The organism is Corallococcus sp. M7 (assembly GCF_054512695.1).
Map to the genome: position 1 here is coordinate 2,928,061 of NZ_CM137252.1, position 18,682 is coordinate 2,946,742.

The window sequence follows — 18,682 nt, forward strand, 5'->3', positions numbered from 1 at the left end:
GGAAGGAAGAACATGTCTGACACCGTGACGTCCCGGCTCGCCGGATTCCACAAGCTGCCCCTGGAGGAGCGCCTGGCGCGCATTGGCCAGATGTTCCGGCTGACCGAGGCGGAACTGGAACAGCTGCGCGGCGAGAACGGCCTGGACCTGTCCATCGCCAACCAGATGATCGAGAACGCGGTGGGCACGTTCTCCCTGCCGCTGGGCCTGGGCCTGAACCTCAACGTCAACGGGCGCGACTACCTGGTGCCCATGGCGGTGGAGGAGCCCTCCGTCGTGGCGGCGGTGTCGTTCGCGTCGAAGATCGTCCGCGAGGCGGGCGGCTTCTACGCGGAGGCCGACGAGTCGATGATGATCGGCCAGGTGCAGGTCTCCAACTACGGTGACCCCGGCCGCGCGTCCGAGAAGATCCTGGACGCGAAGGATGAAATCCTCGCCCTGGCGAACAGCTTCCACCCGGCCATGGTGGCCCGCGGCGGTGGCGCGAAGGACGTGGAGGTGCGCCTGTTGCCCGCGCCGGAGGGGCCGCGCGGCGAGCCGCTGCTCATCGTCCACCTGCTCATTGACGCGCAGGAGGCGATGGGGGCGAACCTCATCAACACCATGGCGGAGGGCGTGGCGCCGCTCATCGAGCAGCTGACCGGCGGCCGCGTCTACCTGCGCATCCTGTCGAACCTGGCGGACAAGCGGCTCGCGCGCGCCACGTGCCGCATCCCGCTGCCGCTGCTGGCGGACTTCGGCCTGCCGGGCGAGGTCATCGCCGAGGGCATCGCCCAGGCGAGCCGCTTCGCCGAGGCCGACCCGTACCGCGCCGCCACGCACAACAAGGGCGTGATGAACGGCATCGACGCGGTGGCCATCGCCACGGGGCAGGACTGGCGCTCCATCGAGGCCGGTGCGCACGCGTTCGCCTGCCGCAAGGGGCAGTACCGCCCGCTGTCCACCTGGTACCTGGAAGAGGGGCACCTGGTGGGCCGCATCGAGCTGCCGCTGGCGCTGGGCCTGGTAGGTGGCCCCATCAAGATCCACCCGGGCGCGCAGGTGGCGCTCAAGCTGATGCGCGCCACCAGCGTGCGTGAGCTGTCCATGGTGTTCGCGGCGGTGGGCCTGGCGCAGAACTTCGCGGCGCTCCGCGCCCTGGGCTCCGTGGGCATCCAGAAGGGCCACATGGCCATGCACGCGCGCAGCGTCGCCGTCACGGCGGGCGCGCGCGGCGGGGACGTGGAGAAGGTGGCCAACCTGCTGGTGAAGGCCGGGCACGTGAAGGTGGAGAAGGCGCGGGAGATCCTCGCGAACCTGCCGCCGGAGACGCCCGCCGTCGCCACCCTCACCAACGGCTGACGTCCGCCCCCGGGCGCTTCCCGACGCGGGAGCGCTTGACGGGGCAGGGCGGTGCGCGGAATGAAGGCGCCCGCCCCCTTCGCGTGTGCCCGGTGCCATGACTTCCGCAACGAATCCCCTGGTCGCCTTCGGTGCCGGCAAGGTCATCCTGCTGGGCGAGCACAGCGTGGTGTACGGCTACCCGGCCATCGCGGGTCCCCTGAGCATTGGCGTGGTGGCGCGCGGTGGGCCTTCGCGCTCGTGCGTGCTGGACGTGCCGGTGACGGCGGACGCGGCGCAGAAGCGGATGATGCGCAAGGCGTTCGCGCGGGCGGCGAAGCTCGTGGGCGAGCCCAGGGTGAAGGTCACGCTGGAGCCGCAGCTGCCGCTGTCCGCGGGGCTGGGCAGCTCCGCGGCGCTGGCGGTGGCCACGTCGCGCGTGTTGCTACAGGCGGCGGGGCAGGCGCCCACGGCGAAGGCGACGGCGCGGCTGGCGTGGGAGATGGAGCAGGAGTTCCACGGCACGCCGTCCGGCGTGGACCACACCACGAGCGCGGAGGAGAAGCTCATCCTCTACCGGCGGGTGCAGTCGCCGGCGGGCGTCACGGGCCGCGCGCGCGCATTGAAGAGTCCGCGGCCGGTGTCGGTGGTGGTGGCGCTGGCGGGCGCGCGGAGTCCCACGAAGCTGACGGTGGGGGCGCTGCGCGAGCGGCAGGCGCGGTGGCCGGAGCGCTACAAGCGGCTCTTCGCCCAGGTGGGGAGGCTCGTCACCGAGGCGGCGCAGGCGGTGGAGTCGGGCGACCTGGAGGGGCTGGGGGACGCGATGAACGTCAACCAGGGCCTCCTGAACGCGCTGGGGCTGTCGTCGCCAGCGTTGGAGGACATGGTGTTCCGGCTGCGCTCGCTGGGCGCGCTGGGGGCCAAATTCACGGGGGCAGGAGGTGACGGTGGCGCGGTCATCGGCCTCTTCCCCGAACCGGAGCCCGTGGTCGCGCGGTTGACGCGCGACGGCGTGCGCTGCTTCGCGAGTCAGCTCGCGGGGCCTCGGGTCCAGGGAGACATTCCATGAAGGCAACGGTCCGGGCGCATCCCAACATCGCGCTCGTGAAGTACTGGGGAAAGCGCGACGACGCGCTCATCCTCCCGCACCAGTCCAGCCTGTCGCTGACGCTGGCCCCCATCCACGTGACGACGACGGTGGAATTCGGAGCGCCGTCGGACACGGTGGAGTTGCACGGTCACGTGGCCAAGGGCAGCGAGCGCGACCGCGTGCTGCGCCTGCTGGACGCGGTGCGAGTGCAGGCGGGGCGCGACCTGGGCCCCGCGAAGGTGGTGTCGCGCGGGGACTTCCCCATGGCGGCGGGTCTGGCCAGCAGCGCGGCGGGCTTCGCGGCGCTGGCGGTGGCGGGGCGCGCGGCGGCGGGGCTGCCGCAGGACACGCGGGCCTCCAGCATCCTGGCGCGGCGGGGCAGCGGCTCCGCGTGCCGCAGCGTGCAGGGCGGCTTCTGCGAGTGGATGCGCGGTGAGCGCGAGGACGGCGAGGACAGCTACGCCGTGCAGCGCTTCGACGCGGGCCACTGGGCGGACCTGCGCATGGTGGTGGCCATCCTCGACCGCGGCGAGAAGGAGGTGAAGTCGCGGGACGGGATGAAGAACACCGTCGAGACGAGCCCCTACTACCCGGCCTGGGTGAAGGACGCGGAGGCGGAAGTCCCCCGCGCCCGGGAGCTCATCGCGAAGAAGGACCTGGAGGCGCTGGGCGAGCTGTGCGAGCGCAACGCGTGGCGCATGCACTCCACCTCGCTCGCGGCGGATCCGCCGCTCTGCTACCTGAACTCGTCGACGCTGGGGCTCATCCAGCACCTGCGCGAGCAGCGCAAGAAGGGCGTGCCGGTGTGGTTCACGCTCGACGCGGGTCCGAACCCGGTGCTGCTGACGGACGCGGCCCACGAGGTCGCGGCGGAAGCCCTGGCCCGAGCCTGCGGAGCCGTGGACGTGGTGCGCTGCGTGCCCGGCGGTGACGCGACGCTGCTCACCGAGCACCTGTTCTGACGAGCGGCGCATGACGCTGGAGCGGCCGTGAGGCTCCAGCGAACTCCCTGGCGGAATGATTCCAACGCATGCGCTGGGCCTGCGCACGGCACGCCGCGCGTGGAAGAGGTGACACACGGATGGACCGAGCGCTCTCCGCCCCAGGCAAGCTGTTCATCTCCGGCGAGTACGCCGTGCTGTGGGGCGGCGTGTCGCGCCTCGCGGCCGTTGCGCCCCGGACGGCCGCCTATGTGCGCAGGCGGCAGGACTCTCGCGTGCACATCTGCCTGGAGGAGGGGACGCTCCAGGGGCTCACCACGCCCCGAGGCGTGAAGTGGGACCGCGAGGTGCCCGCCGGCTTCTCCTTCGTCGCCCGCACGCTGGATGAAGCCCTGCGCGCGCATGGCCGCGCGAGCGTGGGCTTCGACGTGGCGGTGGCTCCGGGCGCGCTCGGCCCGGGTGGTCACAAGCTGGGCATCGGCGGCAGCGCGTCCGCGACGGTGCTCGCCGCGGAGGCCGCGCGCTTCGTGCTGGAGGAGAAGTTCGACGTCCTCAAGCTCGCCCTCACCGCGCACACGCTGGGGCAGGGCGGCAAGGGCAGCGGCGGCGACGTGGCCACGAGCTTCGCCGGCGGTGCCGTGCGCTACCGGCGCTATGACGTCACCGCGCTCGCGGACGCCGCCAACACCGGCCGCTTCAACGCCGCGCTCGCCGAGTCCCCACCGGTGGATCTCTGGCGCATGCCCGTGCCTCGCGTGTCCATGCTCTACGCCTTCACCGGCGAGAGCGCGTCCACGAAGCTGCTCATCGGCCAGGTGGAGGCCCGCCTCGCGGAGGCAGGCCGCAAGGCCTACGTGGAGCGCTCGGACGCGTTGGGCCACGCCATCGAGGACGGCCTGGGCGGCGGTGACTTCCGCGCCTTCTCCGAAGCCGTGAAGGCCCAGCACGCGCTGCTCTTGGAGCTGGGCCCGCTGGAGACCGAAGGCATGCGCCGCGTGCTCGCCATCGCCGCGTCCTACCACTGCGCGGGCAAGCTCTCCGGCGCGGGCGGCGGTGACGGCTGCATCCTCTTCGCCCCGGATGCCCAGGCGCGCGAAGCGCTGCGCGAGGGCTTGGAGTCGCGTGGCTTCCTCACGCTGACGCTCGACGTGGAGCAGGGCGTGCGCGGTGAAGCGCAGGCGGATGCGCGGCTTCGCGGCTGGGTGGACGCGCTCACGTGAAATTCCGCGCGGCGCGCGCCCGGGCCCGCCGTTAGAACATGTGACCGAACGTGATGTAGAAGCGCTGACGGCCCGTCTCGGTGGAGCGCGCGTAGTCCATGCGCACCACGGCCGCGCGGCGCGAGAAGCGCAGGCCGCCGCCGATGCCCGGGTGCCACTCATGCCACTTGCCGTCCGTCACTCCCGGATGCCACACGCGGCCCAGGTCCAGGAACACCACCGCGCCCAGCGCCAGCGGCTGCCCGAAGAAGGACATCCGCGCCGCCTGGAAGCGCAACTCGGAGTTGCTGAACGCCTTCACGTTGCCGGCGAAGCGGTTGCGCTCGATGCCGCGCACGCTGCTCATGCCGCCAATGCCCTCGGACACGTTGACGCCGCCCGTGGTCATCCACTCGAAGAACGGCACCTCCCCGAAGAGCATGTCCAGCGTGAGCCGCTGCGCGAAGATGAGCCGCGGGGTGATGCGGATGTAGCGGCGCTCGCTCAGCGTCACGCCCGCGTACTGGTAGCGGCTGAAGGTGGCCAGGCCCGACACGCGCAGCGCGATCTCCTCCACGCCGCCGGACGTGGGGTCGGACTCGTCGTCGCGGGTGTCCCAGAGCGCGCCCGCGAGAATCTGCCCACTGGGCCCGCCCTCGATGCCGATGGGCTTCTCCTGCGCCAGGATGGACGTCTCGTAGGGTGACACGCGCGTGTAGCGCCAGCCGTAGCCCACGTACGACTGGAACGGGTGCTTCTCACCGAAGGGCCGCCCGCGCAGCCGCACCCAGAGGCCCGGCGAGCCCTTGTCGTAGTTGTAGCGCTCGTCGTCCACGTCCCCCCGGAAGTCCGGGGCGGACAGGTTGCCCGCGCCGAAGAAGGGGCTGCTCTTCTCCTGGCGGTACTCCAGCCGTCCCTCCAGACGCAGGGGCCCCAGCAACTGCGGCCCGTCGTAACGGAGGTAATGATTCATGGCGCCGCGCGCGGTGAAGAACACCTGCGCGGACAGGGCATGCGCGTAGGGCGTCTTGCTGCCGTCGCCATAGAGGTACATGCCGCCGACAGCGCCGTAGCCGAAGCCCTGATCCGAGCTGAAGGAGAGGAGCGGCAGCGCGATGCCGTCCATCGTCGGCGTCCGCTTCACCGGCGCGAGGCCGGGCGCCGAGCGGCCGGCGGCCACGGCGCTCAGCGACATCAGCAAGAAGAAGAGGAAGACGACTGGAGCCAGCATCGAAACCCCGTGAAGCCCCGAGGGGGCGCATCGATTCCAGCCCGGGACAGCCAGCTCATCCGCCCGCCTGCTCTCCAAGAGAGCAACGCGGCCCCGGAAGCTCCTGTCCCCCTGAATGCCCATTTTGCCTTGGGGGATGGGGGAGCCGTCAACGTGCGCGAAAGTCTCAACGAGCTCGTCAGCGAGAATTCACGAAACTGGGCGAATACCCTCGTCCGGAGGATTGGATCGAAAGTTCCGCCCGTGGCGGCCCGTCGGCCCCGGAACGCTCTGCTCGTCCACCTGGACGGTGTGCCCAAGGCGCTCCTCGACGAAGCCATTGTCACAGGGCGCATGCCCTTTGTTTCACAGCTGGTCCGCTCTGGCGCGTATCACCTGGAGAACGCATTCTGGGGCGCACCCACGTCCACGCCGTTCTTCCAGGCGGGGCTGCTCTACGGCCTGCGGCATCCGAACCTGCCGGGCTACAGCTGGTACGACCGGGCGCTCGGCCGCAAGGTGCAGATGAACACCCCGGGCGACGCGATGGCCATCGACGCGCGCCTGCGCGGCCACGGCCGCACGAGCCTCCTGGACCACGGCGGCCACACGTACTTCTCGCTCTTCCACGCGGGCGCCATGAACCGCATGTGCATGAGCACGCTGTCGAGCTTCAAGCTGATGGCGCGCTCGTTCGCGTACGAGATTGAAGGCCTGGGTTCGGCGCGCACGAAGAGCGCGTGGGACTTCCTGCGTTCCTTCGGCATGGAGTCCTGGCAGGCCGTGCGCGAGGTGCGCCAGTGGGCGCGCTCCGTCAACGACTGGCGCCACGAGCAGGGTTTCCTCGTGAGCCGCATCCTCCTCCAGCGGTTGGGCTGGAGCTTCGCGTACACCAAGTCCCTGGTGGACATGGTGCGCGGCGTGCCGCTCATCTACCTGGTCTACGGCAACTACGATGAGGTGGCGCACCGCCGAGGCCCGCGCTCGGAGCTGGCGATGCAGGAGCTCCACCGGGTGGACGCGTCGCTGGCGGAGCTCTTCGCCGTGGCCCGCGCCGCGCCGGAGCCCTACGACGTCATCCTCCTGTCGGATCACGGCCACGTGGACAGCCTGCCGCTGGAGCAGCGCCAGGGCCGGCGCCTGGAGGCCGTCCTCTTAGAGGGCGAGGTGCCGCCCCTGAAGGACGATGTGCGCCGCGGCCTGCTGGATGGGCGCCAGGCTCCCGCCCCGGACACCGCCGCGCGCGAGCCCTTCATCCCGGTGGTGGTGGAGGCCGGCAACTTCGCGCACATCTACCTGAGCGGCCGTCCCGCGCCGCTGGAGGCGCGCGAGCTGCTGGCGCGGCATCCGGAGGTGCTGGCCCGCGCCACGAACAACCCGGACATCGGCATGGTGGCGATGCGTCGGGGCGCGGAGGCGGTGGTGGTGATGGGCGGAGGCGTCTACGGCCCGGAGGACCTGGACCGCGCGCCGCTCACCACCGAGTACAGCAAGCGCGCCGTGGCGGACTTCCTCCACGGACTGCCGCGCATGGATACCGCGGGGGACCTGGTCCTCTTCGGTGAAGCCGTGCAGAAGGGCGGCACGGTGGGCTTCGCGTGGGAGTTCGGCTCGCACGGCGGCCTGACGCGCGTGGAGTCCGACAGCCTGGTGATGTGGCCCGCGAACGGTCCGGTGGACCTGTCCGGCCTGGGCCACTGCGCGGCGCTGCACGAGCGCCTGGCGGAGGCCTACCTGGACACCGGCTCGCCGCGGATTCTCCATTGAAACCGAGGAAGGGGAGGACCATGCGGCTTCCCAACGCCGGTGGACGCACGTGGCTCAAGGTGCTGGGTGGGGTGGTGGGGCTCGTCCTGTCCCTGCTGCTGCTCTCCACCGCGTTCTTCAAATGGAACCTGAGTGGCTCCGGGGACCTGCTGACACCGCGCTTCCCCCTGGACAAGTTCGTCCGAGACCTGCCGGGGCACCTGGTGTGGCTGGTGCCGTTCATGCTCCTGCAGGCATCGCTGGTGCCGCTGCGGGCGGTGCAGTGGCAGGCCACGCTGCGCAGGCCCATCCCGTTCAAGGACCGCTTCCAGCTCGTGGGCATTGGCGTCTTCGTGCACAACGCGCTGCCGGGAAAGCTGGGCGAGGTGACGCGCTCGTTCCTCCTGTCGCGCACCCACAACCTCCCCTTCATCCGGTGCCTGGGCTCCGTGGGCGTGTGCAAGCTGATGGAGTTCGCCTGCCTGATGCTGCTGGTGGCCCTGTCCTTCCTGGGCCCCTTCGGCGAGACCATGGCCCACTTCCGCACGGAGCTGCACGTGGCGCTGTCGCTGTGCATCGGCCTGGTGGCGCTGGTGGTGCTGCTGGCCCACTGGGCGGCGCCCCTGGGCCGCTGGCTGCACCAGCGTCACACCATGCCCCGCGTGGACAGCTTCCTGAACCACGTGGGCGAGGGCCTGGGCACCGCGCGCTCCTTCAAGGGCATGGCGAAGGTGTTCTTCTTCTCCATCTTCCCGGTGTTCGCCTCCGCGCTGGCGTACGGCCTGGCGCTGCATGGCGTCCACATCCCCGGGGGCCTCTTCGCGGGCGCCGTGGTGCTGGGCGCCATCTCCCTGGGGCAGTCGCTGCCGGGCGTCCCGGCGGGCATGGGCATCTACTACTTCGTCACCAGTTGGGCGGCGCGCGCGCTGGGCTCGCACCCGGAGGACGCGGCGGCCTTCGCCACGCTCACCCACCTGGGCACCGTCATCAGCCAGGTGGCCGTGGGCGCCTGGTGCGTGCACCGCTCCAAGCTGCGGATCCGCGACCTGCGCAAGGGCGGCCGGCTGGCCAACGCCGCCGCGCACCACGTGGCGCACGAGGCCGTGGAGCCCGCGCCTCCCTGAGCCGGAAAACAAAAAGGGCCCCGACTTGTGGTCGGGGCCCTTCTTTACTGCAGTGCCCAGGAGAGGACTCGAACCTCCATGCCCTTGCAGGCGCTAGACCCTGAATCTAGTGTGTCTACCAATTCCACCACCTGGGCAGGTGGCTCGCGGTGCCTCGCGGCGCCGTGATGGGCGAGACGTATAGAGAACCTCCCCCGCCCGGTCAACACCCTTTTTTCCGCCTACTTCTTCAGCGGCCAGCGGCCCTCGGACTCGAGCTTCCGGCGGATGGCCGGGTTCTCGTCCATGAAGGCGACCAGGGACTCCTCGGTGATCTCCACCGTGACGTCCTCGCCGCCGACCTCCGTCTGGCAGGACAGGCGGGAGTACGGCCGGACGTCGAAGCCCATGTCCAGGCGGTCCATCTCGTCGTCCCGCTGCTCACTCAGCGAGTCCAGGCCCTTGCGGACCCAGACATGGCAGGTGGAGCACCCGCACACGCCGCCGCAGCTATGGCCCACCTGGGCCTCGCCCTTCTCGGCGGCGTCCAGCAGGGTGGTGCCCGGGGGCACGTCCACGGCGACCTCGGCCAGGGGGCTCTTGAAGGTGACCTTGGGCACGGCTCAGTACTCCTCCACGGAATGGCCGGACACCACCTGGGTGATGGCGCGGTTCATGACCCGTTCGATGAACGCCCGGGACGCCTCGTCCAGCGCGTGCAGGGCCTCCTTCACGGCCAGGTAGTCCTTGCCCTGCGCGGCCTCGCGCACGCGGGCAATGGCGGCCTGGATGGCCTCCGGCTCGCCGGCCTCTAGCAGGGTCGCGTTCTCGCGCAGCTGCCGGTCGGCCTCGGAGAGGACGCGCTCGGCCTCCACCTGCTGCTCGCGCAGCTGGCGGGCCTGGATGTCGTCCTCCGCGAAGTCGATGGAGTCGAGGAGCATCTTTTCAATCTCTTCCTCCGTCAGGCCATGGCTGGGCTTCACGGTGATGGCCTGCGCCACGCCGGTGCTCTGCTCCTTGGCGGTGACGGACAGGATGCCGTCCGCGTCCACCTGGAAGCGCACCTCCACGCGGGCCATGCCGGCCGCCATGGAGGGGATGCCGGAGAGCGTGAAGCGCGCGAGGCTGCGGTTGTCCTGCACCAGCTCGCGCTCGCCCTGCACGACGTGCACGTCCAGGCCCGTCTGGCCGTCCTTGAACGTGGTGAACACCTGCGCCGCCGCCGTGGGGATGGTGGAGTTGCGAGGAATCAGCTTCTCCGTGATGCCGCCCATCGTCTCCAGGCCCAGCGACAGGGGGATGACGTCCAGCAGCAGCACCTCGTCCTGACGGTCGCCGTCGGTGAGGAGGCTCGCCTGGACCGCCGCACCGAGCGCCACGACCTGATCCGGATCGATGTCGCCCAGGGGCTCGCGGCCGAACAGCTCCGCCACGAAGCGGCGCACCGCGGGCACGCGGGTGGATCCGCCCACCAGGATGACGCCGTCCAGCTCGCCTGCCGCCACGCCCGCGTCCTTCAGGGCCCGCCGGCACACCGCGCCCGTCTTCGCCACGAGCGGCTGGATCCACGCCTCGAAGTCCGCGCGGGACACCGGCTGGGAGTGGCCCTCCACGCTGAGCGTGACCTCCGCCGCGTCAGTGAGCGCCTCCTTCGCCTTCCGAGCGGCGGCCATCAGCTCCGCCACCTGCGCGGGAGTGGGGGCCTGGACGCCCCGCTTCTGGAGCACGTGCTGCGCAATGGCGCGGTCGAAGTCGTCGCCGCCGAGGGCCGAATCGCCGCCGGTGGACTTCACCTCGAAGACGCCGTCCTCCAGCTTGAGGATGGAGATGTCGAACGTGCCGCCGCCCAGGTCGTAGACGGCGAACATCCCCTGGCTGCCCTTGTCCAGGCCGTACGCCAGCGCGGCGGCGGTGGGCTCGTTGAGCAGGCGCAGGACTTCCAGGCCCGCGAGCTTTCCCGCGTCGCGGGTGGCCTGGCGCTGGGCGTCGTCGAAGTAGGCGGGCACGGTGATGACGGCCTGCTCCACCTTGCCGGAGAAGTGCGCTTCGGCGCGGCGCTTCAGCGAGCGGAGAATCTCACCGGACACCTCGATGGGCGTCACCGGCTGGCCACCGGCCACGTTGAAGCGCACCACGTTGGCGCCGGGTGCGAAGTCGTAGTGGCCCAGCTTGCGCGTCTCCGGATCGTCCGGGCTGCGGCCCATGAAGCGCTTCACCGACACGATGGTGTCCGTGGGGGCCTCGGCCGCGAGCTTCCGGGCGCGAACGCCCACCACCACGCCGCCGTCCTTCCCGTAATGCACCACGGAGGGCAGCAAGAGCGAGTCGCCCTCATCCACCGGAACGCACCGGGGCTTGCCCTGCGACACGGACGCCACCAGCGAGTGGGTGGTCCCCAGGTCGATGCCCACCACGTGGCCCTTCGGCTTGAGCGGGTCGTGGATCTGCAGATAGCCGTTGTTGCTCACGCGAGCACCTCCTCCTCGAACGCGTCCACCTGCTCGAGGAAGCGCGTGAAGTAGCGCACCCGCCCCAGCGCGTGCGATGCCTTTCTCACCCCGTCCGGAGAATCCCCGGCGGCCTCCAGCGAACCGAGCGCCGCGACGGCCTCCTGGAGCGCCGCCGCCTTGCGGCCCGCCACGTCCTTCGCCATGGCCTGGGCCCGGGGCAGGTCCTTCGCGGCGATGGCCTCATCCAGGGCCTCGCGCAGCTCCATGACCTCCTCCAGGAACTCCAGGGGCATGTCCTTCTGGGCGCCCGCGTCCTCGCGGTCCAGGTCCACGCCGTGGAGCTTGAGCAGGTAGAAGGCGCGGCGCACCGGGTCCTTCAGCGTCTTGAAGGCCTCGTTGAGGGCGGTGGTGCCCTCCACGGCGGCCAGGCGCGCCTTCGCGTCACCCGGGCCGACGCGGTCCGGATGCAGCTGGAGCGACAGCTCCCGGTACTGCTTCTCCAGCGCCGGCACGTCCACGGCGTGGGAGCGGGGCAGCCCGAACACGTCGAAGTGGGTCCTCACGGTGCGCACATCCTCATGGGGGGAAACGAAAAAGGGGCCCGGCACCGGGCCGGACCCCTGCTGCCCGCTCCCTGACCAACGGGGCGGGCGGGAAGGCCATGTGGGCTCAGACGGAGAAGCTCTCTCCGCAGCCGCACGCGGCCTTGACGTTGGGGTTGTTCAGCTTGAAGCCGGACGCCATCAGCGTCTGCTCGAACACCAGCTCCGTGCCGATGAGGTACAGGTAGCTCTTCGGATCCACGAAGACGCGCACGCCGTCGCGCTCGAACACCTTGTCGCGCTCGCGGGATTTCTCCGACCACTCCATGGAGTACTGGAGGCCGGAGCACCCGCCGCCCTTCACCGCGATGCGCAGGCCGGCGTCCGGCGTCTGGCGCTCTTCCAGCAACTGCTTGAGGCGCGCCACCGCGCTGTCCGCCAGGCCAATGCCCTTGGGGGCCGGCTTGGGGGGCGTCTGAGGGGCCTGGGTCGTCTGGGCCTGCTCGTTCATGGAGTCGTCCTCGATCCTGGAAGAGATGCCGCGCGAAAGCTTCAGGCCTGCCGCGACGCGCGCTTCTTCTTGAAGTCTTCGATGGCCGCCTTGATGGCGTCCTCGGCCAGCACGGAGCAGTGGATCTTCACCGGAGGCAGCGCCAGCTCCCGGGCCACGTCCTTGTTGGAGATGGTCATGGCCTGATCCACCGTCTTGCCCTTCACCCACTCGGTGACGAGCGAGCTGGACGCGATGGCGGAGCCGCAGCCGAAGGTCTTGAACCGCGCGTCCTCAATCACGCCCGAGTCGCTGATCTTCAGCTGGAGGCGCATCACGTCGCCGCAGGCGGGGGCGCCCACGAGACCGGTGCCGACGTTCGGGTCGTTCTTGTCGAGCGTCCCCACGTTGCGGGGGTTCTCGTAGTGCTCGATGACCTTCTCGCTGTAAGCCATGCGTCTAACGCTCCTTCATCCACCAACGCTTGAACTGATGCGCCATCCGGGCAACCGATGCGCGGCCGGGCGGGCGGGGGGTTCCGTGCCCGGCGGGAAGTCTTGAGAGGAGGGGAGCGCCTAGTGGGCGGTCCACTCGATGCTCTTGAGGTCGATGCCTTCCTTGGCCATCTCGTACAGGGGGCTCATGTCTCGCAACTTGCGGACTTTGTCCACCACGAGGCGGATGACGAAGTCGACCTCCTCCTCCGTGTTGAAGCGGCCCAGGCCGAAGCGGATGGAGCTGTGCGCCATGTCCTCCTCGACCCCCAGCGCGCGCAGCACGTAGGACGGCTCCAGCGACGCGGACGTGCACGCGGAGCCGGAGGACACCGCGACGTCCTTGATGGACATCATCAGGGCCTCGCCCTCCACGTAGGAGAAGGAGATGTTGAGGCTGCCCGGCATGCGGTGCTCCAGGCTGCCGTTCACCGTCACCATGTCCAGCTGCTCCATGATGCCGGTGCGCAGCCGCTCGCGCAGGCGGAACAGGCGCGCCGCTTCCTCCGGCAGGTCCTGCCGCGCGACCTCCGCCGCCGCGCCGAAGCCGACGATGGACGCCACGTTCAGCGTGCCGCTGCGCATGCCGCGCTCGTGACCGCCGCCGTCCACCATGGGCGCGATGCGCACGCGCGGCTTGCGGCGCACGTAGAGGGCGCCCACGCCCTTGGGGCCGTACATCTTGTGCGCGCTGATGGAGGCCAGGTCGACGTTCATCTTCTCCACGTCGAAGGGCACCTTGCCCACGCCCTGCACCGCGTCGCAGTGGAAGAGGATGCCGCGCTCACGGCACAGCTTGCCAATCTCCGCCACCGGCTGGACCACGCCGATCTCGTTGTTGGCGAACATGATGGAGACGAGCACCGTCTTGGGCGTCATCGCCGCGGACAGCTTCTCCAGGCTCACGCGGCCGTCGCGCTCCACGTCCAGGTAGGTGACGCGCGCGCCACCCGTGGGCATCTCCGCCCACTTCTTGTACGTGTCGTCCGCGTCCAGGTTGAACTTCGCCGCCAGCTCCGGGACCTCTTCCGGGGTGACGTCGCGCTCGGCCAGCTGTCCCAGGCGCAGCAGCTTGAGCTCGTCCAGCCGCTCCTGGCGCACGCGCTCCAGGCGCTTGCAGGTGTCCAGGACGGCCTTGTGCTCGGTCTTCAGGGTGATGATGTGGTCGCCCTTGGACTTGTAGAACTCGATGACGCCCTTGATGGCCAGGTTGTCGGACTCGGTGGCGCCGGAGGTGAAGACGATCTCCTTCTCCGACGCGCCGATGAGGTCCGCCACCTGCCGGCGCGCCTTCTCCACCGCGGCCTCGGCCTTCCAGCCGAACGCGTGGTTGCGGCTGGCCGCGTTGCCGAAGTCCTCGCGGAGGTAGGGCAACATCGCCTCCAGCACCCGCGGGTCGAGCGGGGTGGTCGCGTGGTTGTCCATGTAGATGGGCAGGTTCAGCATGAAGTCCTCAGGAAGAAGTGACGCAGGAGGGTGGAACACCCCTCCGCTCCCCGGCGACGCGGTGGGTCCGCGCGCAGCGGCAGGGTCTACATGGGCCCACACGAATGTGGACCGGACTGGTCAATTATAAAATCGACCCCCCTCGGGTCAAGGGAACATGGGGTCCGGGGCCCCTGTCCGCGACGCACCGGGTCGTGGAGTGCGCCGGCACGGTTCAACGCTCCTCCAGAGTGGCGCACTCCGGCTGCGCCAGGTTGGCGCGGGGTGATCCGAAACAGCGCTTCGCGCGCCCATAAGTGCCCGTTTCGTGGCCCCGCCGGGCATGGCCGGGCGCCTGCACTGGAGCCGGCGCGGAGGGTGCCAAACATGAGCGCCAACGCGAAGTCGCAGGCCCGGAACAACGCCCAGGACACGCAGCAGGAGGGGATGGGGCGGCCGTCGCTGATCCGCCTGGAGGGAGGGCTGGAGCGCTCGCGCTACGCGGACGGCTGGCGGGCGGGCAAGCCCGCGGAGGACCCCGACAAGGTGAAGAAGTGGGGCCTCATCACGGCGCGGCCCAGCGAGTTCCTCATCCACATGCGCCGGGGGCGCGTGCGCGAGGTGAGCGGCCAGGGCGCGAGCTGCTTCAAGCTGCCGGGCGACTCGGTGGCCATCGTGCCCACCAGCATCCAGCGCTTCCAGTTCACCGCGGATCAGGTGACGAGCGAGAAGGTGGGTGTGGCGGTGACGGGCCTGGCGGTGTACCGCATCGCGGATCCGCTGGTGGCCTTCCGGATGCTCAACTTCAGCTACCCGGAGCGCGCGCAGGAGAAGCTGGCGGAGCTGCTCGGGGAGATGTTCGTGGGCGCGGCGCGCCGGCTGGTGGCGAACCTCACCGTGGAGGAGTGCCTCACCCGGCGCAAGGAGGGCATCGCGGAGGAGCTGATGCGCGAGATCGCGCCGGTGCTCTCCGGGCGGGGCCGGCTGGAGGACCGCACCGACACCGGCTGGGGCGTGCTGCTGGACACGATTGAGATCCAGGACGTGCGCGTGCTCTCCAGCGCCGTCTTCGAGCACATGCAGGCCCGCTTCCGCCGTGAGCAGGAGCGGCAGGCGCGCGAGGCGGAGCTGGCCAAGGAGCGCTTCGTGCGGCGCGAGGAGACGGAGGCCGAGCGCGTGCTCAACCTCCAGAAGCTCGCCGCGAAGGAGGAGGTCCGTCAGCGCACGCAGGCCACGGAGGAGCAGGCGCGGCTGGAGCAGCTCGCGGTGGAGGCGCGGCTCGCCCAGGCGAAGATGGAGCAGGTGCGCCAGCAGCAGCAGGAGCGCACCTCCGTGGAGCGGGAGGTCGCGCTCGCGAAGCTGACCGCGCAGGAGGAGGTCCGCACGCGCACGCAGGCCCTGAAGGAGCAGGCCCGCCTGGAGGCGCTGGCCACGGACGCGCGGCTGGAGGAGGCGCGGCTCACGAGTGAACGGCAGCTCGCGTACAACCGCGCGCAGGGTGAGCTGGAGCAGCTGCGCTGGGAGCAGGAGGCGGAGGCCGCCAAGGCGCAGGTGGAGCTGGAGCGGATGCGCCGCCAGCAGGAGGCGGAGGCCACGCGTCACGAGGTGCGGCTCGCCGAGGCCCGGCAGGAGGCCGAGCAGCTGTCCGCCCGGCTCCAGGTGCTGCTGGCGAAGCAGTCCATCGCGGAGGCGGAAGCCGGCATCGCGGAGCTGGAGCTGCGGCGCACCCGCGCGCAGCAGGGGCTGGAGATGGATCGCGCGAAGACGCTGCGCGACATCGAGAACTCGGTGAGCCCGGAGGTCATCCAGTTGACGTTGGCGCAGCAGCTGCCGCAGGTGGCGGCGGCCTTCCAGCAGCAGATGGGCGAGGTGCACGTGACGGCGGTGGATGGAGCGAACCCCTTTGGCTACATCGCCGCCGCCGTGGAGGGCGTGATGGGGTTGGCGCGCTCCGCGGGGCTGAAGGTGCCTGCCTCCCCCGCGCAGATGCCTGTGGGGTAGCCGCGTCGCCAGCCTCCGCATATAGAAGGGAGCCTCGAAGGTCCGGACGCGCGGAGGCGTAAGGCACGCATGGACACGAAGAAGCTGATGCTGGCGGCGGTGGTGGCGGGCGTGGCGGTGGCGGTGGTCCCGTGGCTGTTGCCCACGGGCCCGAGCGCCGGGCTGGACGCGGCCCGGTTCCTGGAGTCCGGGAACCTCGCGTGGGGCGCGCTGGTGGTGTTCGCCGGCGGCCTGCTCACGGCGATGACGCCGTGTGTGTACCCGCTCATCCCCATCACCGTGTCGGTGTTCGGCGCGAGGAAGGCGGAGGCGCGGGGCCGCTCGCTGGCGCTGACGACGTCGTACATCGTGGGCATGGGCGTGGTGTTCAGCGCGCTGGGCATCCTGGCGGCGAAGACGGGCCAGGCCTTCGGCTCCATGCTGGGCAGCCCCGTGGTGGTGGTGGGGCTGGCCGTGTTCCTGCTGCTCTTGGCCTCGTCGATGTTCGGCGCGTTCGAATTGGCGCTGCCGTCGTCCATGCAGACGAAGCTGAGCAACGTGGGCGGCACGGGCATCGCGGGCGCGTTCGTGATGGGCAGCGTGTCCGGCTTCCTGGCGGCGCCGTGCACCGGGCCGGTGCTCACGGGCCTGCTGGCCTTCGTGGCGAAGTCCGCCAACACGACGCTGGGCGCGACGCTGCTGTTCATCTACGCGCTGGGCATCGGCGTGCCGTTCTTCCTCATCGGCGTGTTCACCGTGCGCCTGCCGCGCGGCGGCGTGTGGATGGAGTGGGTGAAGAGCGTGCTGGGCATCATGCTGGTGGCGCTCGCGTTCTCGTACCTGAAGGACGCCTTCCCCTGGGCGCGCGACACCGTGAAGGCGCTGGGCGCCGAGGTGGGCCAGGTGCCCGGCGCGGTGCTGGCCGCGGTGCTGGTGGTGGTGGGCGTGCTCGTGGGCGCGGTGCACCGCTCGTTCAAGGAGGGCGCGCGCGACTTCGGCTTCAAGGCGCTGGGCGTGGCGCTGGTGGTGGGCGCGCTGGTGGTGCGCGGCGGCGCGCTGGACGCGCGGCCCACGGGTGAGCTGTGGGTGCGCATGGGCCTCCAGGAGCGCCCGGTGGCGCCGTCCTGGCAGTGGCACCACGTGATGCCGGCGAAGACGGCGACCTTCGACGCGAGCCAGTTCGAGCAGGTGCTCGCGGCGGCGAAGAAGGAGGGCCGCCCGGTGCTCATCGACTTCTTCGCGGACTGGTGCGCGGCCTGCAAGGAGCTGGACCGGCTGACGTACCCGTCCACGGAGGTCATCTCCCAGGCGCAGGACAGCCGCTTCCTCACCATCAAGATCGACGCGACCAACAGCGAGGACCACCTGGACGCGCTGATGGAGAAGCTGGGCGTGGAGGGCCTGCCCACGGTGGCCTTCGTGAACCCGGACGGCACCGTGCTGACGAAGCCGCGCGTGACGGGCTTCCTGGAGCCCGTGCCCTTCGCGGCGGAGATGCAGAAGGTCGTCCTCCAGTAGGTCGCTAGAGGTAGTTCTCCCAGCCGAGCCGGCCGCGGCTCGCGAGCACGCGTTCAATCATCAGCTCGTGCAGCGTGAGCAGCGGCTTCGCGATGTCCTCGCCCTCCAGCCGCGCGAGCGCGCCGGCCATGGCCTCCAGCGTGGACATCCCGTCCGGGTGCGGCGGCTTGCGCAGGCGGCGCGTGTCCGGCGCGGGCGGCGGCAGCCTCATGCCTGGCAGCCGGCGCAGGGCGGGCACCCGCTGCACCATGCGCCGCGCCTGCGCCCAGCTCCCGTCGATGATGACCAGCCGCTTCGGCGGCGGCCCCTCCGCCTCCGGTGCGTCCGGGAAGAGCAGCCACGTGTCCGGCGTGTCCAGCACCGACGCGTCGAAGGGCGCTCCAGGCGCGCCGTAGGACACGATGTGGCAGCGGGGCAGGGCCAGCGCCGCGATGCGCGCCGTGTTGGTGCTCTTCTGCGACTCCTTGTTGTGCCGGATGATCAGCAGCTCCGTGCGCGTGGGGATGACGGGCACGTCCGCGCACAGGCACAGGGCCGTGGGCAGGTAGCAGCGCGCACAGCGGCCCGACAGGTCCTCCGGGGTGCTCGACCTCATTTCGCCGCGGTGCGGTAGCGCTCCATCAGGGCTCGCGCTTCACGCAGCTTCTCCTCGACGAAGCGGTCGTCCGCGTCCGGCTCGTACTCGGCGTCCGGCGGATCCAACTGGAAGAGGGCGGACAGGCTCGCGGGGGCGACCTCCAGCCACTCGGACGTGCGGGTGAGCGCGGCCTGCCGGCGCCCGGCGAAGGTCTCCGGCCCGTCCTCCGGGCCGCAGCGACAGATGCGCGCGGAGTCCCCGGACACGTCCACGTAGAGCCCCAGCACCTCCGCGTCCACCTCCGCGGCCAGCGCGCAGGTGGCCTCGCTGACGTAGGCCGCCATGGCCTGCGCCGCGCTGCGCTCCGTCAGCGAACGCACCAGGTAGACCTGCCACCCGGCCTCCGTGAGCGCCCCGGCCTCGCTCAGCGGGGCCAGCTCCGCCGGCGGCGCCTGGATGCGCGACAGGAGCCGGCGCACCGGGACCTCCAGCCGCTCGAGCCGGGCGTTCGACGCGGGGCAGAAGAAGACCACGCGGTACTCTCGGCTGTCGGCGGCGGTTTCCATGGGCATACGGCGGTGGCCCAAGAGGACCAAA

17 protein-coding genes and 1 tRNA gene are annotated in these 18,682 nt (G+C 70.7%); 8 read left to right on the plus strand and 10 right to left on the minus strand.

Annotated elements, in window-relative coordinates:
• Window positions 1-12: 12 nt before the first annotated feature.
• The 4 genes from ACX114_RS12150 (at window position 13) to ACX114_RS12165 (ending at window position 4,571) form a co-directional block, all read left to right on the plus strand.
• Window positions 13-1,341 carry a hydroxymethylglutaryl-CoA reductase, degradative gene (locus ACX114_RS12150; protein ID WP_206798100.1) on the plus strand — a complete coding sequence of 443 codons (1,329 nt, stop codon included), beginning with the start codon at window positions 13-15 and terminating at the stop codon, window positions 1,339-1,341.
• 97 nt (window positions 1,342-1,438) lie between these two features.
• Window positions 1,439-2,389: a mevalonate kinase gene (mvk, locus tag ACX114_RS12155; protein WP_459297768.1), complete on the plus strand. Its 951-nt coding sequence runs from the start codon at window positions 1,439-1,441 to the stop codon at window positions 2,387-2,389.
• Window positions 2,386-3,372, plus strand: a complete 987-nt coding sequence (gene mvaD, locus ACX114_RS12160; protein ID WP_459297770.1) for a diphosphomevalonate decarboxylase — start codon at window positions 2,386-2,388, stop codon at window positions 3,370-3,372. Before mvk ends, mvaD begins: the two co-directional genes overlap by 4 nt.
• 119 nt (window positions 3,373-3,491) lie before the next feature.
• A complete protein-coding gene (locus tag ACX114_RS12165; RefSeq protein WP_459297772.1) occupies window positions 3,492-4,571 on the plus strand; it encodes a mevalonate kinase family protein in 1,080 nt (359 codons plus the stop codon).
• 31 nt (window positions 4,572-4,602) lie between these two features.
• Here the strand turns inward: ACX114_RS12165 and omp85 are convergent, their stop codons facing one another.
• Window positions 4,603-5,781, minus strand: coding sequence for an Omp85 family outer membrane protein (gene omp85, locus ACX114_RS12170; RefSeq protein WP_459297774.1), 1,179 nt, complete (start codon window positions 5,779-5,781; stop codon window positions 4,603-4,605).
• Window positions 5,782-5,934: 153 nt separating this feature from the next.
• Here omp85 and ACX114_RS12175 point away from each other — a divergent pair, with 153 nt between their 5' ends.
• Window positions 5,935-7,527: an alkaline phosphatase family protein gene (locus ACX114_RS12175; RefSeq protein WP_459297776.1), complete on the plus strand. Its 1,593-nt coding sequence runs from the start codon at window positions 5,935-5,937 to the stop codon at window positions 7,525-7,527.
• 20 nt (window positions 7,528-7,547) lie between these two features.
• Complete coding sequence (locus tag ACX114_RS12180) at window positions 7,548-8,630, plus strand: lysylphosphatidylglycerol synthase transmembrane domain-containing protein (protein ID WP_459297778.1); 1,083 nt, start codon at window positions 7,548-7,550, stop codon at window positions 8,628-8,630.
• 53 nt (window positions 8,631-8,683) lie between these two features.
• Here ACX114_RS12180 and ACX114_RS12185 read toward each other — a convergent pair.
• The 7 genes from ACX114_RS12185 to ACX114_RS12215 all read right to left on the minus strand — a co-directional run bounded on the left by ACX114_RS12185 (window position 8,684) and on the right by ACX114_RS12215 (window position 14,028).
• A tRNA-Leu gene (locus ACX114_RS12185) sits at window positions 8,684-8,767 on the minus strand.
• Window positions 8,768-8,851: 84 nt separating this feature from the next.
• Window positions 8,852-9,229, minus strand: a complete 378-nt coding sequence (locus ACX114_RS12190) for a 2Fe-2S iron-sulfur cluster-binding protein (RefSeq protein ID WP_014395282.1) — start codon at window positions 9,227-9,229, stop codon at window positions 8,852-8,854.
• Between the two features lie 3 nt (window positions 9,230-9,232).
• The gene (gene hscA / locus ACX114_RS12195) at window positions 9,233-11,077 is read right to left on the minus strand and encodes a Fe-S protein assembly chaperone HscA (protein ID WP_459297781.1); all 1,845 of its coding nucleotides are present in this window, start codon (window positions 11,075-11,077) and stop codon (window positions 9,233-9,235) included.
• On the minus strand, window positions 11,074-11,622 hold the full coding sequence (gene hscB / locus ACX114_RS12200) for a Fe-S protein assembly co-chaperone HscB (RefSeq protein WP_459297783.1): 549 nt from the start codon (window positions 11,620-11,622) through the stop codon (window positions 11,074-11,076). Before hscB ends, hscA begins: the two co-directional genes overlap by 4 nt.
• Window positions 11,623-11,728: 106 nt before the next feature.
• Window positions 11,729-12,112, minus strand: coding sequence for a HesB/IscA family protein (locus ACX114_RS12205; protein ID WP_223741816.1), 384 nt, complete (start codon window positions 12,110-12,112; stop codon window positions 11,729-11,731).
• Between the two features lie 41 nt (window positions 12,113-12,153).
• Window positions 12,154-12,546, minus strand: a complete 393-nt coding sequence (gene iscU, locus ACX114_RS12210) for a Fe-S cluster assembly scaffold IscU (protein ID WP_120553652.1) — start codon at window positions 12,544-12,546, stop codon at window positions 12,154-12,156.
• Between the two features lie 120 nt (window positions 12,547-12,666).
• Window positions 12,667-14,028 carry an IscS subfamily cysteine desulfurase gene (locus tag ACX114_RS12215; protein WP_459300134.1) on the minus strand — a complete coding sequence of 454 codons (1,362 nt, stop codon included), beginning with the start codon at window positions 14,026-14,028 and terminating at the stop codon, window positions 12,667-12,669.
• Window positions 14,029-14,397: 369 nt separating this feature from the next.
• Here ACX114_RS12215 and ACX114_RS12220 point away from each other — a divergent pair, with 369 nt between their 5' ends.
• Window positions 14,398-16,011 (plus strand): SPFH domain-containing protein, encoded by a 1,614-nt coding sequence (locus ACX114_RS12220; RefSeq protein WP_459297786.1) that lies wholly within the window; start codon window positions 14,398-14,400, stop codon window positions 16,009-16,011.
• Window positions 16,012-16,080: 69 nt separating this feature from the next.
• A complete protein-coding gene (locus ACX114_RS12225; protein ID WP_459297788.1) occupies window positions 16,081-17,508 on the plus strand; it encodes a protein-disulfide reductase DsbD family protein in 1,428 nt (475 codons plus the stop codon).
• A gap of 4 nt (window positions 17,509-17,512) precedes the next feature.
• On the opposite strand, the gene ACX114_RS12230 is transcribed toward ACX114_RS12225, so the two are convergent.
• Both ACX114_RS12230 and ACX114_RS12235 read right to left on the minus strand, forming a co-directional pair.
• The gene (locus ACX114_RS12230; protein WP_459297790.1) at window positions 17,513-18,103 is read right to left on the minus strand and encodes a tRNA-uridine aminocarboxypropyltransferase; all 591 of its coding nucleotides are present in this window, start codon (window positions 18,101-18,103) and stop codon (window positions 17,513-17,515) included.
• Window positions 18,100-18,651, minus strand: a complete 552-nt coding sequence (locus ACX114_RS12235) for a hypothetical protein (RefSeq protein WP_014395291.1) — start codon at window positions 18,649-18,651, stop codon at window positions 18,100-18,102. Before ACX114_RS12235 ends, ACX114_RS12230 begins: the two co-directional genes overlap by 4 nt.
• Between the last annotated feature and the right edge of the window lie 31 nt (window positions 18,652-18,682).

What these genes read in the sequence shown, in the direction of transcription:
- iscU (WP_120553652.1), bottom strand. Translation starts at nt 12,546, where the DNA reads ATGGCTTACAGCGAGAAGGTCATCGAGCACTACGAGAACCCCCGCAAC.
- ACX114_RS12235 (WP_014395291.1), bottom strand. Translation starts at nt 18,651, where the DNA reads ATGGAAACCGCCGCCGACAGCCGAGAGTACCGCGTGGTCTTCTTCTGC.
- ACX114_RS12230 (WP_459297790.1), bottom strand. Translation starts at nt 18,103, where the DNA reads ATGAGGTCGAGCACCCCGGAGGACCTGTCGGGCCGCTGTGCGCGCTGC.
- ACX114_RS12205 (WP_223741816.1), bottom strand. Translation starts at nt 12,112, where the DNA reads ATGAACGAGCAGGCCCAGACGACCCAGGCCCCTCAGACGCCCCCCAAG.
- ACX114_RS12220 (WP_459297786.1), top strand. Translation starts at nt 14,398, where the DNA reads ATGAGCGCCAACGCGAAGTCGCAGGCCCGGAACAACGCCCAGGACACG.
- ACX114_RS12165 (WP_459297772.1), top strand. Translation starts at nt 3,492, where the DNA reads ATGGACCGAGCGCTCTCCGCCCCAGGCAAGCTGTTCATCTCCGGCGAG.
- mvaD (WP_459297770.1), top strand. Translation starts at nt 2,386, where the DNA reads ATGAAGGCAACGGTCCGGGCGCATCCCAACATCGCGCTCGTGAAGTAC.
- ACX114_RS12225 (WP_459297788.1), top strand. Translation starts at nt 16,081, where the DNA reads ATGGACACGAAGAAGCTGATGCTGGCGGCGGTGGTGGCGGGCGTGGCG.
- omp85 (WP_459297774.1), bottom strand. Translation starts at nt 5,781, where the DNA reads ATGCTGGCTCCAGTCGTCTTCCTCTTCTTCTTGCTGATGTCGCTGAGC.
- ACX114_RS12150 (WP_206798100.1), top strand. Translation starts at nt 13, where the DNA reads ATGTCTGACACCGTGACGTCCCGGCTCGCCGGATTCCACAAGCTGCCC.
- mvk (WP_459297768.1), top strand. Translation starts at nt 1,439, where the DNA reads ATGACTTCCGCAACGAATCCCCTGGTCGCCTTCGGTGCCGGCAAGGTC.
- ACX114_RS12180 (WP_459297778.1), top strand. Translation starts at nt 7,548, where the DNA reads ATGCGGCTTCCCAACGCCGGTGGACGCACGTGGCTCAAGGTGCTGGGT.